An 18,544-nucleotide genomic window follows, 5' to 3' on the forward strand; every position below is an offset into this window, starting at 1 on the left:
CTTCAATCACCACAATCGCTCAGCACAAAGAAACGGCCTCACCCCTGATGAATACTGGAGTGAAGCCGTTTAGAAACAGACAAAACTTTATATTATTTCATCTGTCAACTTGACAGGGCCAAGTGCAATGAGGGGCTGACGCGGTGCCTGCTTTTTATATGATGATAATTGAGTCATTTCATTCAAGCCAACAAAAAAAGCGCCCAATAGGGGACGCATTTTCATTAACTCCGGTTAGACCCGGGTCACTTTACCTGATTTAAGGGCGCGAGCAGAAACCCAAACGCGTTTCGGCTTGCCATCGACCAAGATACGAACCTTCTGGAGATTAGCCTTCCATGCACGACGGCTGGAGTTCAAAGCGTGTGAGCGCTTGTTCCCAAAAGTCGTGTGGCGGCCGGTAATGACGTCTTTTGCCAATTCTCGGACCTCCTTGCTTATTCGCGTGTTGCGAATTTTTCACTCAACTAACTTATCATACGGCCGGGTTGATTGCAAGCATTTCAAGCAATTTTACTTGACAGTGGGATGCGCGGCCGATGCGCAATGGGGGCTGGGGATCGTAGGAGCAGCAAAAGTTGGATGTGGAGAAGACGACGGCAATTTCTCAAGCTAGGCTATTTGTCGAGCTAAGCCCGCCGACCTCCACAGCCCTTACTTTCAAATCCCGGGAGGCTATGCTAAACTATTTGGGAAATACCTAAGTATAGGGGGTCATCGCATGGCGGTGAAAATTAAAACCAAGTACGGTACCATCGATATTTCGAATAATGTTATCGCCACAGTGGTTGGCGGGGCGGCGACTGATATTTACGGTATCGTCGGCATGGCCAGTCGCAACCAGATTCGCGATAATCTTAACGATATCCTCAATCGCGAGAACTATTCGCGGGGCGTCGTGGTTCGCCAGGCGGACAACGGGGTCACCATCGAGGTCAATATCATCGTTGGCTATGGCACGAAGATTTCCGAAGTGTGCCGTAATGTGCAGGAAAAAGTCAAATACAACCTTGAAACAATGCTTGGCGTGACCACCCAAGAAGTGACCGTCATCGTCCAAGGTGTGCGTGTATTGGGCACGGACTAAGCCGGCAGGTCAAGGAGGATTATCGAGTGGAAGTTACAGAAATCACAGCAGCGAAGTTTCAGGATATGATCCGCGTCGCTGCGCATCGCATTAAACAAAATGCCGAGTTCGTGAACTCACTGAATGTTTTTCCAGTGCCAGACGGCGATACCGGTACCAATATGACGCTGACTTTTCAAAGCGGGGCCAAAGCAGTTTTGGAAAGTGATCGTGATTCCGTAGGTGAACTGGCTCAGCATCTTGGTAAAGGGCTCTTGATGGGCGCGCGGGGCAATTCTGGGGTGATTTCCTCCCAGCTGTTCCGCGGCTTTGCGAAGAACGTGATCAATAAAAAGACGCTGTCAGCGCAGGATTTGGCCGATGCGTTTGCCGCTGGGGTCGAAACAGCCTACAAAGCAGTGATGAAGCCGGTTGAAGGCACGATTTTAACCGTCGCGCGGGAAGCGGCTAAAGCGGGGCTGAAAGCCGCCGCGGCGTCTGACGACACCATCGTCGTGATGGATGCTGTCACTAAAGCCGCCAAGCGTGCTTTGGCGAAGACGCCAGATCTGTTGCCTGTGCTCAAAGAAGTCGGCGTCGTCGATTCCGGCGGTCAAGGGCTGGTCTTTTTGTATGAAGGCTTTGGAGAAGGGCTGTCTGGCAAGGCCAGCGACCCAGCGTACACCCCCGACGATAAAGAAATGGAAGAGATGGTCAACGCCAAGCATCACCAAGGCGCCCAGACCCAGCTCAATCCTGACGATATTGTCTATGGCTACTGCACGGAAATGATGGTGGAACTGGGCAAAGGCGAGGCGCCGAAGCCGTTTGACTATGAAGCGTTCCGCAATTACCTGAACAGTCTTGGCGATTCGACGCTGGTCATTGCTGATGATGAAGTCGTCAAAGTCCATGTGCACACTGAACATCCCGGCACCGTCTTCCGCTATGGCCAGCAATTTGGGGCCTTGGCGAAGATCAAAGTTGACAACATGCGCTTGCAGCATGAAAGCATCATCGAACGTGAAAGCGAAAATGAGCAGGCCAAAGCACCGCAACCATTAGCCGAAATTGGCGTGGTAGCCATCGCGGCTGGGGCTGGCTTAGGCGACCTGTTCAAGGGCTTGGGCGTCACCGCAGTGCTTAACGGTGGCCAAACCATGAACCCAAGTACGAACGATATCCTCGAAGCCATCAACCAAGCGCATGCGAAGAATGTCATCGTGCTGCCGAACAACAGCAACATTTTCATGGCGGCGGAAGAAGCTGGCAAGGCGGCCGAAGTCAATGTGGCCCTGGTCCGAAGCAAGACGATTAACCAAGGCTTAACTGCCATGCTCGGCTTCAACCCGGATCAAACTCTGACGGCCAACCAAGAATCCATGACCGAGGAACTCGGCAACGTGGTTTCTGGCAGCGTGACCCAAGCCATTCGTGACACGGTGATCGATGGGCTCACCATCCACAAAGATGATTACATGGGGATTATCGACAACAAGATCAAGGTCAGCGAACCTGACCGGCTGCAAGCCACCATTGACATGATTGAAGCGATGGTCGATGAAGACAGTGAAATCGTGACCGTGATTGTCGGTGAAGATGGCAAGCGCGATGAAGCAGAAGCCATTGAAACGGCCATTACCGATGCGCATGAAGACCTCGAAGTTGAAATTCACGATGGGGACCAACCAGTTTATCCATACTTGGTTTCTGTCGAATAAAGCTAGCTGCGCGGTTCGCCGCGCTTTTTGCAAAACGTGGAGGCAGAGTCGCTTTGCCGCCACGTTTTCTGTCTTTTGGGAAAGGAGGGGTTTGCTTGACCCTTCAAGATTCAGTGACGGTTCTGCCTGGAGTGGGACCAAAGCGCCAGCAAGCCCTAGCGGAATTGGGCCTACGCACGGTTTCGGATGTGCTGTTCTATTTTCCTTTTCGCTATGATGATCTGCAGGTTAAAGACCTAGCAGAGGCTGCCGATCAAGAGAAGGTCACGCTGAAAGGGGTCGTGGTGACGCCGGCTGTGGTGACGCGGTTTGGACCGCGGAAAAGCCGCGTCAATGTCCGGGTTCAGGTCGATCATGCCATTGTGTTGGTGACGTTTTTCAATCAGCCTTGGCTCAAGGATAAGTTTGAGCAAGGCACCGAGGCTGCGATTTATGGGAAGTGGGATGCGAAGCGCCACACGCTGCTGGGCATGAAGGTGCTTGCGACGCAAACCGAGGACACCCCGTCATTGGCTGGGATTTATCCAACCAACAAGAACATTCGCCAAAGCACCCTTGTTCAGCTGGTGAAGGATGCCTGGGCCGACGCTGGCAGTGAGATTCAGAATGTCGTGCCTGCTGCCGTGAGAGAGCGGTTTAAGCTGATGTCTGATCAGGAAATTGTCCACGGCATGCATTTTCCCGATACGCCGGCGGAAGCCAAAGCCGCGCGCCGCAGCGCGATTTTTCGCGAGTTCTTCCTGTTTGAATGCCAAATTCAAGCCCTACGCGAAGACAGTCAAACCGTCAGCAATGGCCTCGCGATTCCTTATGACAACGCCGCGCTGAAGGCGCTGATCCAGACCTTACCGTTTGAGCTAACCGCTGCACAAAAGCGGGTGGTCAACGAGATCTGCCTCGATATGAAATCGCCGCATCACATGAACCGGCTCCTGCAAGGCGATGTCGGCAGTGGGAAAACGATTGTGGCGGCGATTGTGATGTACGCCGCGATTACGGCCCGCTATCAGGCCGCCTTGATGGTGCCAACAGAAGTGCTGGCAGAGCAGCATTACGCCAAGCTGACCAAACTCTTTGCCGATTTCCCAGTGAAGCTGGCGCTGCTGACAGGGAACACCACGACGGCTGCCCGCCGCGACATCACGGCGGGCCTGCGCAGCGGCGAGATTGATCTGGTGATTGGGACCCACGCGTTAATCCAAAAAAGCGTCGACTTTGCTAACCTCGGTTTGGTCGTCATCGATGAACAGCACCGCTTTGGGGTCAATCAGCGAAAGATTTTGCGAGACAAAGGCTTGAAGCCCGATCTGCTGGCGATGACCGCTACGCCGATTCCGCGGACCTTAGCAATCACGGCTTATGGTGAAATGGATGTTTCAACGATTGACGAACTACCAGCAGGCCGCCAGCCGATCACCACGACCTGGGTGCGTAAAAATCAACTGCGTGGCGCCTTTGACCGGGTGCAGCAAGAGCTGCAAGCCGGGCACCAAGTGTTTGCCATCACGCCGCTGATCGCCGAGTCTGAGAAAATCGACTTACAGAACGCTGAGCAGCTTTACGAGGATTTGAGCCGTGAATTTGACGGCGTGGCCAAAGTCGCTTTGTTGCACGGCCAAATGAAGGCGGAAGAAAAAGATGACATTATGCGGGCATTCAGTCAAAATGAAGTCCAGGTGCTGGTGTCGACCACGGTGGTGGAAGTCGGGGTGGATGTGCCGAATGCCACGGTGATGCTTATTTTTGATGCCGATCGCTTTGGCCTCGCCCAGTTGCATCAGTTGCGCGGCCGGGTCGGTCGAGGTCATGCGGCTGCGTACTGTATTTTGGTGGCGGATCCCAAGAATGACACCGGCGTGGCGCGCATGCAGGTGATGGTGGAAACGACCAACGGCTTCACCATTGCCGAAAAGGATTTGGAATTACGCGGCAGTGGGGATATTTTTGGCGCCGCCCAAAGCGGCTTGCCGTCGTTCAAAATCGCCGATCCAGTGAATGACTACAACACATTGAATGCCGCCCAGCAGACGGCGGTGCAACTCTTCAAGGCTGATCCTAGCTTGTCCGCCGCTGAGTTTGCGCCGCTGCGTGCTTATCTCGCGGCTCAGCAGCAAAAAGTCGGAAGTTTAGATTAACGAATTGGAGTGATCAAGATGAAAATTGCCATTGATGCCATGGGCGGCGACCACGCCCCAGAAGTTGTGATTAAGGGTATCGCGCAGGTGCGCGATGAACGCCCAGAGCTGGAGTTTTTGGTGTATGGCGACGAAACGAAAATTCGCCCGCTGCTGCCCGATGATACCCGCATGACAATCATTGATACCAAAGAGAAAATCAACAGCGACGATGAACCGGTCCGTGCCATTCGGAGCAAAAAACAGGCTTCGATGGTGCTAGCGGCGCAAGCGGTGAAAAGCGGGGAAGCCGACGCGATGATTTCCCTGGGCTCTACCGGCGCGCTACTGGCTGCCGGGCTTTTCATCGTTGGTCGGATTCGCGGCATCGATCGGCCCGGTTTGATGCCGACTTTACCAACTACCGATGGTGCTGGCTTTGTGATGCTGGATGTGGGCGCCAACGCCGAAAATCGGGCCTCCCAGCTGGTGCAATACGCCGTCATGGGGAACTTTTATGCTCACGATTTACGCGGCCTAGCTAAGCCTAAGGTAGGGCTCTTAAACAATGGCACCGAAGCCAACAAAGGCGACGCGCTGCATCAGGAAACCTACCAGTTGCTGAGCGAGCTTGAGGACATCGACTTTATAGGTAACGTCGAATCCGATTCCCTGCTGAAGCATGCGGCCGATGTGGTCGTCACCGATGGCTTTACCGGTAACGCGGCACTGAAGGCGATTGAAGGGTCAGCTAAAACCATTTTGGGCCTGTTGAAGCACGCCATCATGGACAACGGCCTGAAAGCTAAACTTGGCGGCGCCTTGCTGCGCAATGGCATTAAAGAAATTGCCACCACCTTTGATGTCTCTAGTTATGGCGGGGCTGTGCTGCTCGGCCTGAAAGCGCCAGTGGTCAAAGCCCACGGCGGCGCCGACGCCAAAGCGGTCTATTACACCGTGCGGCAAGTGGAGAAAATGCTTGAAGCACAAACCGTGCAAAAAGTCGTCGCTTATTTTGACGCGAAGAAACAGGCGTGACATTACCACCTGAATCGGTTATGCTAAAAGCCGTGTAATAGACCAAGGAGGCGCTTTAATGACAGAGCAAGAAGCATTTGACAAAATCGCCGCGCTGATTGAGGACCATTTCCAAGTGCCAGCAAGCAAGGTGACTAATGACTTGAACTTTAAGGAAGACCTCGATGCCGACTCCATCGACACCGTGGAATTCGTCTTAGAGCTTGAGGATGCGTTCGGCGCGGAAATTCCCGATGAAGACGCAGAAAAAATTGCTACTGTTGGCGATGCTGTCAGCTATGTGATCGCACACCAAACGAAGTAATACTTATGGCGATGTCGTTGCGGCATCGCTTTTTTCGTGGCGTTGTTTGCGGGTAGAGATTCGGCCTAAGAATCTAATCATTGCTGGTAGACAATTGCGCGATGTCGATTTCCATTGATGATTGGCGGCCACTGACACGGAGGGTAACGATGTCAAAAACGATGCAGACAATTATCTTAGGAATCATCAGTGCAGTCACGGTTTTGGTGATGCTTCACCTCCAACTGAACGACTTGTTGGGAGGTATTCTCACGTTCGTCATTGTTCTGATTGCTGGTATGGTGGTGCAATACTTTGCTAAAACTAAATCATAGCTTTCGCTGGCGCCTTAGTTAGAGAGACAGCCACCTACTGGTCAAAGTCGGGGTTGTCTTTTTTGTACGGGTTCGAAATGATTGAACGATGGCACTTGCTGAACACTGATGGGTGCCGAGGTTTTGACCAGGGTGGGGGCAAAGGCGGCCCACATCAATTTAGCGTAGCCGGCGGTATTACTGCTATCGTAGTCGCGCTGCGTGGCGCCAACGCCGGAGTGGACAGCTACGCCCACGACCTCGCCGTCCAAGTGCGACGGCAATGCCGTGAGCTAGGCTGCCCATCCGGCTAAGAGCGGCGCCACTCCACAGCCTCCACAGCTAAGTCGCGCTTCGGTCGGCAACGCTCGAGCGATTAGCTACGCACTGGGCCTCGCCGTCAAGGACGACGGCAAGCTCCAATGCTAGGCTACTCGTCGAGCTCAGCCCGCCGACCTCCACAGCCTGCCTTTGCTTGTGTCCCAAGATTCTGTATAATGATTAGGAGTACGCGGATGTTTGGTCTGCGGCAGAAGAGGGAGGACGACCATGGTCGCATCGGAGTTTGTGAGTGAACTAAGGCAGCGTTACGGAATCGAATTCCGCAACTTGGCGCTGCTGGATGAAGCGTTCACCCACTCATCTTATGTCAACGAGCATAAGGAGCTAGGCTTGAAGGATAATGAACGGTTGGAATTTTTAGGGGATGCCGTGCTTGAACTGACGGTTTCCGACTATCTCTACCGCAAGTTTCCGGACCTGCCTGAGGGCCAGTTGACCCGGATGCGCGCCGCCACGGTACAAACTCGTGCTTTCTCTGCTTTTTCCAAAGAAGCGCATTTTGATCAATACATCAAACTGGGCAAAGGCGAGGAAAATGCTGGGGCCCGTCAGCGCAAGACCTTGCTAGAAGATCTGTTTGAAGCGTTCAATGGTGCGCTATACCTTGATCAGGGACGCGAAGCCAATATCAAGTTTGCCGAACAAATTATTTTTCCTAAAATCGATGCCGGCCAATTTTCTGCCGCGATGGATCACAAAACCGCGCTCCAGGAGTTCGTTCAACAAGATGGCGAAGTGGAAATCTCGTATCATTTGTTGAGTGAAAGTGGCCCAGCGCATGACCGCCAGTTCCAAGTGGACGTGACGGTGGATGATAAGGTGCTGGGCACCGGATTTGGTAAAAACAAAAAAGCCGCCGAGCAAGCAGCCGCCAATGACGCGCTACTGAAGCTGAAGGCTTAGTCAAGTGAGTGATGGTTCATGCAGTTAACACATCTGATTATCAACGGGTTTAAATCCTTTGCGGATAAAACCGAAATCGACTTTGTCCCTGGCTTGACCGGGATTGTTGGGCCCAATGGTTCCGGTAAAAGTAATATCACCGAAGCCATTCGCTGGACCCTTGGTGAACAAAGCGCCAAGAGCTTGCGCGGCGAAAAAATGGGCGACGTGATTTTTGCCGGGACCGCGATGCGGCCACCGCTTAATCGCGCCGAGGTCACCATGACTTTTGACAACGCCGATGGCTATTTACCGCATCAGCCGGCAGTCGTCACTGTGACGCGCCGGCTTTTTCGTGATGGCGAATCGGATTTCCTGATTAATAATCAAAATGTGCGGTTGAAAGATATCGTGGATCTATTCATGGATTCCGGGCTCGGGAAAGAGAGCTTCTCGTTTATTTCTCAGGGCCGCGTGGAAGCCATTTTTAATAGCAAACCTGAAGACCGGCGCGGCATTTTGGAAGAAGCCGCCGGCGTTTTGAAGTACAAGCAGCAAAAGGCCAAGGCCGACAGCGAACTGAAAACCACCCAGGATAACCTGGATCGCGTCAATGATATCGTGGTTGAACTGCATCGCCAGGTTACGCCGCTGGCCGAGCAGGCCTCTTTGGCCAAAGATTACGAGCGCCAAACTGCAGATTATCAAGCCGCCCACAAAAGTATTCTGGCCCTGGAAATTCAGCAGCTCGCTGCTGAACAAACCGACACCGAAGCCAAGGCCAAAGTGACCGCGGAGACAGTGACGGCGCTAACCGAAAAAATCAAGCATCTGGAAGCCCAGTCTGAAACCTTGACCGCCAAGGACCAGGACTTGGATCAAAAACTCACTACGGTGAATGATGATTTGTTGGGGCAGTCCATGAAGCTGGAAAACCTGACTGGCGCGGTCAACTTGTCTTCCGAACGGGCGAACAATGCTCAAGCAACCTTAACGGATTTGAAGGCGCAAGTGACCAAGACCAAAGATGATCTGGCCGACGCCGAACAGCAAGTGGCCACGCTGAAAACCCTGCAGGCGCACCAGCACGAGCAGAAGCTGGCCTTGGAAAAGCAGCTGAACCAGGCGCAAGCCGGCGCGGCGTCACCTGAGGCTTTGAGTGCCCAACTGGACAAAGCGCAGGCCCAGTACATTGATTTGTTGCAGCAACAAGCCCAAACCAACAACGATTTGGCCGCTACGGAAAAAGACCAGCAGGTGGCACACAACCAAAACGCGGCAGATCGGGAACGGCTCGCGGCACTCAATAAGCGCCAACAAGCACAACAGGAAACCGTTGACGGTTTGATTGCGGCAGTGGCCACCGCCACCACAGCAGTCGAAGAAACCCGGGCCGCCAGCGGTCAGGCGCAAGCCAAGGCGGAAGCAGCGCAGCGCGAGTATGCGGACGCCGCTGACCGGCTCAACCAAGCCCAAACCATTTATCAACGCGCCAAAGCTCGGTATGAAACCTTGCAGGAGTTGAAAGACGACTACGCCGGGTTCTACTCTGGGGTGCGCGCTGTCTTGAAGCACAAAGCAGCATTGCCAGGGGTGATTGGTGCGGTCGCGGAATTGCTGGCGGTGCCGGCCAAGTATCAGCAGGCCTTTGACATTGCCCTTGGCGGTAATCTTCAAGCGGTGGTCACTGAAAGTGAAGAAGCGGCCAAGCAGGCGATTACTTACCTGAAACAAACCCGCGCTGGGCGGGCGACCTTTTTGCCCACCAGTGTGATCAAGCCGCGGTTGCTACCGGCGGCGATCAAAGCTACGGTGGCACATGCACCAGGGTTTGTCGGAATTGGGGTCGAGCTGGTCCGGTATCGCGATAACGTCGCACCGGTGATGGAAAATCTGCTGGGCAGTTTGCTGGTGGCCGAAACCTTGGACGCCGGGATTAAGCTGGCGAATTTGACCCATCATCGCTACCGGATCGTGACGTTAGATGGTGATATTCTCAACCCTGGTGGCGCGCTAACAGGGGGGCAAGTCAAGAAACAAGGCGTGTCTCCTTTGGCCCGGACGCAAGAAGTGACGCAGCTGCACGCGCAGCTACGGGAAATGACGGCGGCCTTGACCAAGCAGCAGAGCCAAGTGGCGGCGCTGAAAACCGCTTTGACGGCGGCTCAAGCTGAGGCCACCACCAAGGCGCAGGCAGCTAGTCGAGATGAGGCCGACCTGCGCGCGCAGAAGGTCCAACTTGAGGCCCAGCAGACGAGTTTAACCCAGCTCAAACGGCAACGTGAAGCGCTTAAGCTCGCTGGGGTGACTGAGGCCGATTATGAAAGTAAGCTGGCCATGTTGCAGCAAAAGGCGCGTGACCTTAAGGCCGACTTAGCCGCGGCCCAGCAGTTGATTGATACGACCAAGGCCCAGCAAAATCAGGCGGCAGCCTCGGCCGCCGAAGTGCAGACGCAAATTAGCGACTTGCAAACTCAGCTGGCGGTGCTGAAAAACGAGGCCAAAACCACCACGGCTCAGCTGGCGCAGTGGCAAGAAGCGACCCGCGATCGTGAGGCCGAGATTGAATCTTTAACGACGCGCATCGACAAAATCACCAAAGAGGCTAAGCAAAGTACTGAAGACAAGCAAACACGCACGCAAACCATTGCCGCGCTGAAAACCAGCACGGCGCAGTTGCGGGCGGAGCAAGACCGATTGACCAAGGCTAAGGCTGCCAACCGCGGTGAATTGAGCCAGGTTTCTGCCACCATCACCACGACCTATACCCAGCAACACACAGCGATGGCCGAAGCCGAACAGCAGTCGGTGGCGAAGAACCGCATCAAAATCAACTTAGACAACCGCCTGAGCACCTTGGCGGAAACCTATCAGTTGACGTTTGAAGCGGCCTTGGCCCAAACCACCGCGAAGCCTGAGGAACTGCCTCAGCTCAAATCTAAACTGAAGCTAATTAAGCGTGGCTTAGACGATCTAGGGCCGGTTAATCCAAATGCGATTGCGGAGTATGAAAACGTCAAGACTCGCTTTGACTTTTTGACCAAGCAGCAAAATGACTTGCTGGATGCTAAGGGGCAACTGGAAGCCACGATGAACGAGCTGGATGATGAAGTCAAAACCCGTTTTAAGGCGATGTTTGATCAGACCAACGCGGCCTTTGAGCAGATTTTCCCGCAGATGTTTGGGGGCGGTGAGGCCCATTTGAGCCTGACTGATCCCGACGACCTGCTCCATTCCGGCCTGGAAATTTCCGCTCAGCCGCCGGGCAAGAAGCTCCAGCGCCTGTCGCTGCTGTCTGGGGGCGAACGGGCGTTGACCGCGATTGTGCTCCTGTTTGCGATTTTGAAAGTGCGGCCAGTGCCTTTTTCCATTCTGGATGAAGTCGAAGCCAGTCTGGATGAAGTCAACGTTGATCGCTTTGGCCGGTTCCTGCGTGACTACAGCTCCGATACTCAGTTCATCGTGATCACGCACCGGCGCGGCACCATGTTGGCGGCGAACATGCTGTACGGTGTGACCATGCAGGAAAGTGGGATTTCGAAGATGGTGTCGGTATCGCTAGACCAGATGCAATCCGAACAAGCACCGGCTTAACCTAAAGGAGAAGAAAATGGGATTATTCGATTCAATCAAGAAAGCCTTTGGCGGCGGCCAGCCTGAAGCGGCTGAAACCGAGAAATATGATGAAGGCCTCAAAAAAAGCCGCAGCACCTTTGGCGAGCGGCTCAATGCCTTGTTTGCGAATTTCCGGAGCGTGGATGACGACTTTTTCGACGACTTAGAGGAAATGCTGATTGGGGCGGATGTTGGCTTTGAAACCGCCGTGAAGCTCACCGATGAGCTGCGCGACGAGGTCAAGTTACAAAATGCCAAGCAAGCAGATGAAGTTTCGCAAGTGATCGTGCAAAAGCTGGTTGACATCTATGGTGAAGCCGGCAAAGGCGAGGACAACACGTTGCATTTTGCCGAAAGCGGCCCGACTGTGTTTCTGTTCGTCGGGGTCAACGGTGCCGGCAAAACGACCACGATTGGCAAGCTGGCCCATCAGCTCAAAGAATCTGGCAAAACCGTGTTGTTGGCCGCAGGGGATACCTTCCGAGCCGGTGCCATCGAACAACTCCAGGAATGGGGCCGGCGCGATGACGTGCCGGTCGTGGCGACCCAAGCCGGCGGTGATCCCGCCGCAGTGGTGTTCGATGCGGTCAAGCGGGCCAAGGAGGAAAACTTTGACGTGCTGCTGGTGGATACTGCTGGCCGGCTGCAGAACAAAGTTAATCTGATGAAGGAGCTCGACAAAATCAAGCGCGTGATTGTCCGCGAGTTGCCTGAAGCGCCGCAAGAAGTCCTGCTGGTGCTTGACGCGACCACCGGCCAGAACGCCTTGAGCCAGGCCAAGGAATTCAATCAAACCACCAAAATTTCCGGTATCGTGTTAACCAAGCTTGATGGCTCCGGCAAAGGCGGCATCGTTTTGGCGATTCGCAATGAGTTGCACGTACCGGTGAAGCTTGTTGGGCTGGGCGAAAAAATGGATGATTTACAACCGTTTGCCCCAGATAAATTCGTTTACGGCCTGTTTAAAGGACTCATCAAAGCCGCACCAGAAGAATAGGCACGAAAAAAGCTCTGCCGAGGTTGGCAGAGCTTTTTGATTGGCCAGTTATGCAGCCGCTGGCGCTTTCTTTTCGCGGCCCAAGATGAGCTGCAACACGATCAGCACCACATAGAAAATCAAGATGTAGCCAAGCCAAGGGCCAATCTTAACGGAGCTATCGAACCAGTACTTTTGCCAAGAGACATTGCTCATGACCCACAGGAAGATTGCTCCCAACAAGGCGCCAAGCGCGTTCAAGATGGCGAAGAACCAGAGATTGCCATTCTCATGATTGTGCAGATAAATGCCAGAAAAAACAAGATTCCAGAGACCCCAGCCGCAGAACGCCGCGACGATGCCCCAGTATAAAATAGTTGCAACCATAGTGTTCCCTCCAATTCATTACTCTCATAGTTTAACACGAATGTAAGCGGAACACTTACTCTTTTGTGAGCAAGCGAGCAGAGTTTTTGTCCGATCGATTATTTTGGCTTTAGACAAGAGTTGCCAGCATCAGTGAATGACCTGCTTCGCCGAGTAGAATCTAGTCATCAAGGCTGTGCGGCACGTACTTAGGATCGGCAATTGCTCCAGAGGCCAGATGACGATAGCCGTTCAGGGCATCGGGAAACGATTGCAACCTGTTTAGGGGCGGCCAGCTGGAGCAGAAATGGGCTCAGTGGTGAAATTGTTCTTAGCCAGCGGTTTTCTGGCTTAGAACAGGCCGCGACTTCGAGACTCGCAGCGCGAGGCTCAAAGTGCTGGCCACCACGTTCCAGCCCATTTCTGCGGAAGCTGACCACCCCGGCAGTGCCCGCAATCTCTTAAGTCTGTAGTTGTGCTCCGGTTGTTGACGCCACGGGCATTGGTCGGTATGCTTAAGCAAGGCGAAAAATGAGGGATAATAGATGGAAATTGAAAAAAATAACCGTATGAACTCGCTGTTTGAGTTTTACGGGGCGTTGCTGACAGATAAGCAACACAGCTACCTAGAATTGTATTACGGCGATGACTATTCACTCGGCGAAATTGCCACGGAATTTGATGTCTCCCGGCAGGCGGTGTACGACAATATCCGCCGCACTGAAAGTAGTTTAGAAGAATACGAAAGCAAACTGCATCTGCTGGCCAATTACCAGGCGCAGAACCAAGCGGTCGACCAATTGGTGCGCTATGTTCGGGCCCATTATCCCGCAGATGAACAGCTCAGTGAGTTGGCCGTCCGCGTGGCGGATCAGGCCGCACAATAGGAGGCAACCATGGCATTTGAAGGTTTATCAGAACGACTACAAAAAGCATTTTCCGGCCTGCGCCGCAAAGGCAAAGTCACAGAAGCTGACGTGCGCGACACCATGCGGGAAATCCGCTTGGCGCTGCTCGAAGCCGACGTTAACTTTGGCGTGGTCAAGGACTTTGTCAAAACAGTCCGTGAGCAGGCCCTGGGCGCCGAGGTGCTGGACAGCTTAACTCCCGCTCAACAGATCATTAAAATCGTTAATGATGAGTTAACCAAAACGATGGGTGAGGCGGCAGTGCCGCTGAACAAATCCGCGAAGATTCCAACCGTCATCATGATGGCTGGGCTCCAAGGGGCTGGTAAAACCACCACGGTCGGCAAACTTTCCAAGTACTTGATGGAAAACGACAATGCCCGGCCTTTGCTGATTGCCGCTGACGTGTACCGACCAGCGGCGATTGATCAGCTGAAAGTCATTGGCGAGCAGCTGCAGGTCCCAGTGTTTGATATGGGCACTGACACCGACCCCGTGGAAATCGTCCGCCAAGGGTTGGCCCAAGCGGCACTGCAAAAGAATGACTATGTCTTGATCGATACCGCCGGCCGGCTCCAGATTGACGAACAACTCATGACCGAGCTCGCGAACATCAAGGCCCTGGCTCACCCAGACGAAATTCTGCTGGTGGTCGATAGTATGACCGGGCAGGCGGCAACCGACGTGGCGAAAGGCTTTAACGAACGCCTCGACATCACCGGCGTCGTTTTGACCAAGCTCGATGGGGATACCCGTGGTGGGGCGGCACTCTCAATTCGCCAAGTCACTGGCAAGCCGATTAAGTTCATTGGGCAAGGGGAAAAGATGGATGCCCTTGATGTCTTCTATCCGGACCGCATGGCGAACCGGATTTTAGGCATGGGTGACATGCTGACCTTGATCGACAAGGCCCAAAAGAACTACGACGAAAAGCAGGCGCAAGAAGTCGCCGAGAAAATCAAAGAAAACACCTTTGACTTTAACGATTTCCTCGACCAAATGGATCAGGTCCAAAACATGGGTTCCATGGATGAAATCATGAAAATGATTCCAGGCCTCGCCAACAATCCGGCGATGAAGAACTTCCATGTGGACCCCAAAGATATGGCGCACCAGCGCGCGATTGTGTATTCCATGACGCCTGCGGAACGCGAAGACCCTGATTTGCTCAACCCGAGTCGCCGCCGCCGCATCGCGGCTGGTTCCGGGGTGCCAATCGTCAAAGTTAACCAAATGATCAAGCAGTTCAACCAAGCCAAGAAGATGATGAACCAGATGTATAAAGGCAACTTCTCTGGCATGGAAGGCTTGATGGGCAATGGTATCTCCGGCCGTTTAGGCAAAATGGCGATGAACAACATGGTCCGCAAACAAAAGAAGAACAAGAAAAAGCGGCTTAAAGCAGCCAAACATTTCAAGTCCTAAGGCATCAAAGCCCGGTCATACCCGGATTTTGGGTTGTAAAGAAAAAACTCTTTACACACCGAGTATCTTTTGGTATGATTTTGAAGTTGAGAAATTTACAGGAGGTGGACTTAATGGCAGTAAAAATTCGTTTGAAGCGGATGGGTTCGAAGCGCAAGCCTTTCTACCGCGTTGTAATCGCTGATTCACGCTCTCCGCGTGATGGCCGGTTTATCGAAGCAGTCGGCTACTACAACCCGCTTACCGATCCAGTTGACTTGAAGCTGGATGACGACGAGATCCTTGCATGGCTCCAAAAAGGCGCACAACCTTCCGACACTGTTCGGACGTTGCTCTCCAGCCATGGTATTATTCAGAAGTACCACGAATCTCGTTTCACAAACAAGTAGGAGTTAAACGGTGGATATTGCAGCGCTCATCAAAGCAATCGTGACGCCATTAGTCACACACCCCGACGCCATTGTGATTACGCCGCATGAAACGGACGATTACATGGCTTTTGACCTGACGGTGGCTCCGGACGATGTCGGCCGGATCATTGGTAAACAGGGTCGGGTCGCTCAAGCGATTCGCACTATCGTTTATGCCGTCAAGTCACCGTATTCCAAGCGAGTGCGGTTAAATATTCTGGATGCTTCGCATTCAGAGCAGTAAAAAGACCGGCAGCCGCCGGTCTTTTTTCACATCATCAAGGAGGTAGTTATGGCAGAGCGCTATTTGGTCGGCAAAATCGTGAATACGCACGGCATTCGCGGCGAGGTCAAGGTGGTACCGGTGACCGATTTTCCTGAGCAACGATTCGCAAAAGGTAGCAAGCTGGTGATTGAAGCGAAAACTCCGCTCCCAGTGACGGTGGTCAACGCCCGGATGCAAAAGCAGATGTATCTGCTCACCTTTGCCGGATTCGATGACATCAATGCCATCGAAAAGTACAAAGGCTGCGAGCTGACCGTTGATGAAGCGAACCAGGCAGAACTGGCCCCAGGCGAATACTACTATCATGACCTCGTGGGTCTGACCGTGATTGACCAAGCGGGCCAAACCTTAGGCCAAGTCAGCGAAATCCTGAGTCCTGGCGCCAATGACGTGTGGGTCATTCCCCGGCCGGGTAAAAGCGATATTCTGTTACCATTTCTCAAAAGCGTGGTGCTGGACATCGACTTGGCGCAAAAAGTGGCCCATGTCGAGGTGCCGGAAGGGTTGATTGATGATGCGGATTGATGTCTTAAGCCTGTTTCCAGGCATGTTTGCCCCTTTGACCGAAAGCATCATGGGTAAGGCGCTCGACAAAGGCTTACTCGACTTTGCCGTGACTGACTTTCGCCAGTATTCCCATGACAAGCACAATCACGTTGACGATACCCCTTATGGCGGCGGCGCCGGGATGCTGCTGAAACCAGAGCCGATATTTGAGGCAATGGATGATCTCACTGCCCAGCACCCAGGGCCTAAGCGTGTGATTTTGCTGGATCCAGCAGGCAAACGCTTTGACCAAACTGAAGCTAAACAGCTGGCGCAAGCGGATCATTTGGTGTTCATTTGCGGCCACTATGAAGGCTATGATGAACGGATTCGCAGCCTCGTCACCGATGAGTACTCGCTGGGCGATTTCGTGGTGACCGGTGGTGAAATGCCAGCCATGATTATGATCGATGCGATTGCCCGGCTGTTGCCCGGTGTGTTGGGCAATGCCGAAAGTGCCCCGACCGACAGCTTCGAAAACGGCTTGTTAGAGTATCCTGAATACACCCGGCCTCCAGAATATCGCGGCATGGCGGTGCCTGAGGTACTGCAAAATGGCAACCACCAGTTGATTGCCCAGTGGCGGCTCAAGGAATCGCTGCGCCGGACCTGGCAGCGGCGGCCGGATTTGCTTGATGGGTTGACCTTAGATAAAACCGCCCAGAAGCTCTTGGCTGAAGTGAAACGGGAGGTGCGTACGATTGATGCCGGCGAGCCGGAGGCAGATTAAGCCGGATTGCTCGTCTAGGCGTAACCACCTTGCGTGGCCTTTAGTTGCACTGCAGGTGGCCAACGCCGGCGTGGTTTGCTACGCATCAGCCCTGGGCGCCAAAATCTGGCGCCAACGCCTGATGATAGGCAACCCATCCGGCTAAGTGCGGCCACCTTGCGTAGCCGAAAGTTGCCTGTCAACAAATTCTCTTTACACCGCTGGCAACGTATGCTAAAATTTTTGACTGTGAGCAATCACATAACAACGATATTCCGCTGGGCGGGACGCTTATGAATGTCGGAAGAAGGAGAAACATCGATGAATCCATTGATTGAAGAAATTACCAAAGCGCAATTGCGCACAGATATCCCAGACTTCCGGCCTGGCGATACGGTTCGGGTTTACGCCAAGATCGTTGAAGGCGAACGCGAACGTATCCAGCTGTTTGAAGGGGTTGTCATCAAGCGGCGCGGCGTTGGCATTTCCGCTACTTACACGGTACGGAAGATGTCCAATGGCGTTGGCGTTGAACGGACCTTCCCACTTCACACGCCTCGCGTTGAGAAGATTGAAGTTGTTCGTCACGGCCAAGTTCGCCGGGCCAAGCTTTACTACCTGCGTGCACTGCGCGGGAAGGCTGCTCGGATCAAAGAGAAGCGCCGTTAATTCGGAAAAGGCCGCGCTTGCGGTCTTTTTTTATGCATTGCGAAAGGAGGCGCTTAGGATGGATGATGTCGTCACGATTGTGTATTATGCTCAAGGTACCGCACTGCGGCTGATCAAGGCTTTTCGTTCTGCTAAGCGTGCTCAAGAGTATCTGCAGATGATGCAGGCGGCCCCGTTTCCTGGTGAAGTGCCAGCCGGGTACCACCTGCGCACGATTCATTTGAATTAGAGGTGAATAGTCATGGCTCAACAACCACAAGCACGCCTGGATAGGATCAATGAGCTGGCGCATAAGGCCAAAGCGGAAGGCTTAACCGCTGCTGAAGAGGCCGAACGAAAAGAATTGCGCGCAGCTTATATCAAAGACTTTCGCGCTGGTTTTGCGCAGCAACTCGAGACCACGCAGTTTTTTGACAAGCAAGGCCACGAAGTCACGCCGAAAAAGATTCGCGACTTACAAAAGAAACACGGATTACGGCAAGATTAGGCTTTCAAACTGCAGGCTCGTTTTGTACAATGAAAGAGTTGAATTACGTGCATCGACACGACGAGGGGAGGAATAAATGATGATGTTTGTATTCGGATTGATCGTCGGCTTGCTGGCCGGCGGCGCCGCTGGGTTCTTCGGCGCGCGTGCTTATATGAAAAAATACTTCCGCGATAATCCTCCTGTAAATGAGGAAATGCTTCAAACCATGATGATGTCAATGGGGCAAAAGCCATCCCAGAAAAAGCTTAACCAGATGATGGCCCAAATGAAGCAAGCTCAGAAACGCTCAGGCAAGTAGTCTGACGATGATGATCTAGGAAGCGGTTCGGTCTCCTTAATGACTGGGCCGTTTTGTTTTGTCATCAAAAGGTGAATTATCACGCG

The 18,544-nt window shown here is 53.3% G+C and carries 21 protein-coding genes; 19 read left to right on the plus strand and 2 right to left on the minus strand.

The window, feature by feature from the left end; all coding sequences use genetic code 11:
- Positions 1–234: 234 nt before the first annotated feature.
- On the minus strand, positions 235–420 hold the full coding sequence (gene rpmB / locus AAA927_RS07065; RefSeq protein ID WP_082603255.1) for a 50S ribosomal protein L28: 186 nt from the start codon (positions 418–420) through the stop codon (positions 235–237).
- A gap of 301 nt (positions 421–721) precedes the next feature.
- On the opposite strand from rpmB, the gene AAA927_RS07070 reads away from it, so the two are divergent.
- From AAA927_RS07070 to ftsY, 9 genes are all read left to right on the plus strand, one after another.
- Positions 722–1,087 (plus strand): Asp23/Gls24 family envelope stress response protein, encoded by a 366-nt coding sequence (locus tag AAA927_RS07070; RefSeq protein ID WP_125579598.1) that lies wholly within the window; start codon positions 722–724, stop codon positions 1,085–1,087.
- A gap of 26 nt (positions 1,088–1,113) precedes the next feature.
- A complete protein-coding gene (locus AAA927_RS07075; protein WP_338217005.1) occupies positions 1,114–2,787 on the plus strand; it encodes a DAK2 domain-containing protein in 1,674 nt (557 codons plus the stop codon).
- A gap of 95 nt (positions 2,788–2,882) precedes the next feature.
- Positions 2,883–4,922: an ATP-dependent DNA helicase RecG gene (recG, locus tag AAA927_RS07080; RefSeq protein ID WP_338217007.1), complete on the plus strand. Its 2,040-nt coding sequence runs from the start codon at positions 2,883–2,885 to the stop codon at positions 4,920–4,922.
- An 18-nt stretch (positions 4,923–4,940) separates the two neighbouring features.
- Entirely contained in the window at positions 4,941–5,939 is a 999-nt protein-coding gene (plsX, locus tag AAA927_RS07085; protein WP_338217009.1) for a phosphate acyltransferase PlsX, read from the plus strand.
- Positions 5,940–5,997: 58 nt separating this feature from the next.
- On the plus strand, positions 5,998–6,243 hold the full coding sequence (gene acpP, locus AAA927_RS07090) for an acyl carrier protein (RefSeq protein ID WP_125579601.1): 246 nt from the start codon (positions 5,998–6,000) through the stop codon (positions 6,241–6,243).
- Between the two features lie 149 nt (positions 6,244–6,392).
- Positions 6,393–6,557 carry a hypothetical protein gene (locus AAA927_RS07095; RefSeq protein ID WP_338217011.1) on the plus strand — a complete coding sequence of 55 codons (165 nt, stop codon included), beginning with the start codon at positions 6,393–6,395 and terminating at the stop codon, positions 6,555–6,557.
- A gap of 528 nt (positions 6,558–7,085) precedes the next feature.
- Complete coding sequence (gene rnc, locus AAA927_RS07100) at positions 7,086–7,781, plus strand: ribonuclease III (protein WP_125579602.1); 696 nt, start codon at positions 7,086–7,088, stop codon at positions 7,779–7,781.
- 18 nt (positions 7,782–7,799) lie between these two features.
- Positions 7,800–11,354: a chromosome segregation protein SMC gene (gene smc / locus AAA927_RS07105; RefSeq protein WP_338217015.1), complete on the plus strand. Its 3,555-nt coding sequence runs from the start codon at positions 7,800–7,802 to the stop codon at positions 11,352–11,354.
- Between the two features lie 16 nt (positions 11,355–11,370).
- On the plus strand, positions 11,371–12,372 hold the full coding sequence (gene ftsY, locus AAA927_RS07110) for a signal recognition particle-docking protein FtsY (protein ID WP_338217017.1): 1,002 nt from the start codon (positions 11,371–11,373) through the stop codon (positions 12,370–12,372).
- A 48-nt stretch (positions 12,373–12,420) separates the two neighbouring features.
- Here the strand turns inward: ftsY and AAA927_RS07115 are convergent, their stop codons facing one another.
- Positions 12,421–12,738, minus strand: a complete 318-nt coding sequence (locus tag AAA927_RS07115) for a hypothetical protein (protein WP_204118033.1) — start codon at positions 12,736–12,738, stop codon at positions 12,421–12,423.
- Positions 12,739–13,262: 524 nt separating this feature from the next.
- Here AAA927_RS07115 and AAA927_RS07120 point away from each other — a divergent pair.
- The 10 genes from AAA927_RS07120 (at position 13,263) to AAA927_RS07165 (ending at position 18,458) form a co-directional block, all read left to right on the plus strand.
- Entirely contained in the window at positions 13,263–13,604 is a 342-nt protein-coding gene (locus AAA927_RS07120) for a putative DNA-binding protein (protein WP_125579606.1), read from the plus strand.
- A 9-nt stretch (positions 13,605–13,613) separates the two neighbouring features.
- The gene (gene ffh, locus AAA927_RS07125) at positions 13,614–15,050 is read left to right on the plus strand and encodes a signal recognition particle protein (protein WP_338217019.1); all 1,437 of its coding nucleotides are present in this window, start codon (positions 13,614–13,616) and stop codon (positions 15,048–15,050) included.
- A 113-nt stretch (positions 15,051–15,163) separates the two neighbouring features.
- Positions 15,164–15,439, plus strand: coding sequence for a 30S ribosomal protein S16 (gene rpsP / locus AAA927_RS07130; protein ID WP_338217021.1), 276 nt, complete (start codon positions 15,164–15,166; stop codon positions 15,437–15,439).
- Positions 15,440–15,449: 10 nt separating this feature from the next.
- Complete coding sequence (locus tag AAA927_RS07135; RefSeq protein WP_338217023.1) at positions 15,450–15,704, plus strand: KH domain-containing protein; 255 nt, start codon at positions 15,450–15,452, stop codon at positions 15,702–15,704.
- Positions 15,705–15,752: 48 nt separating this feature from the next.
- Positions 15,753–16,271 carry a ribosome maturation factor RimM gene (gene rimM / locus AAA927_RS07140; protein WP_338217025.1) on the plus strand — a complete coding sequence of 173 codons (519 nt, stop codon included), beginning with the start codon at positions 15,753–15,755 and terminating at the stop codon, positions 16,269–16,271.
- Positions 16,261–17,022, plus strand: a complete 762-nt coding sequence (trmD, locus tag AAA927_RS07145) for a tRNA (guanosine(37)-N1)-methyltransferase TrmD (RefSeq protein WP_338217176.1) — start codon at positions 16,261–16,263, stop codon at positions 17,020–17,022. The genes rimM and trmD overlap by 11 nt, the downstream gene beginning before the upstream one ends.
- 300 nt (positions 17,023–17,322) lie before the next feature.
- On the plus strand, positions 17,323–17,670 hold the full coding sequence (rplS, locus tag AAA927_RS07150) for a 50S ribosomal protein L19 (RefSeq protein ID WP_125579611.1): 348 nt from the start codon (positions 17,323–17,325) through the stop codon (positions 17,668–17,670).
- Between the two features lie 58 nt (positions 17,671–17,728).
- The gene (locus tag AAA927_RS07155) at positions 17,729–17,899 is read left to right on the plus strand and encodes a hypothetical protein (RefSeq protein WP_204118029.1); all 171 of its coding nucleotides are present in this window, start codon (positions 17,729–17,731) and stop codon (positions 17,897–17,899) included.
- Positions 17,900–17,911: 12 nt separating this feature from the next.
- Positions 17,912–18,157 carry a DUF896 domain-containing protein gene (locus AAA927_RS07160; protein WP_125579612.1) on the plus strand — a complete coding sequence of 82 codons (246 nt, stop codon included), beginning with the start codon at positions 17,912–17,914 and terminating at the stop codon, positions 18,155–18,157.
- A 76-nt stretch (positions 18,158–18,233) separates the two neighbouring features.
- Positions 18,234–18,458, plus strand: coding sequence for a YneF family protein (locus tag AAA927_RS07165; RefSeq protein WP_125579613.1), 225 nt, complete (start codon positions 18,234–18,236; stop codon positions 18,456–18,458).
- Positions 18,459–18,544: the final 86 nt, after the last annotated feature.

Source organism: Lacticaseibacillus salsurivasis (assembly GCF_036246225.1).
Taxonomy (GTDB): Bacteria; Bacillota; Bacilli; order Lactobacillales; family Lactobacillaceae; genus Lacticaseibacillus; species Lacticaseibacillus salsurivasis.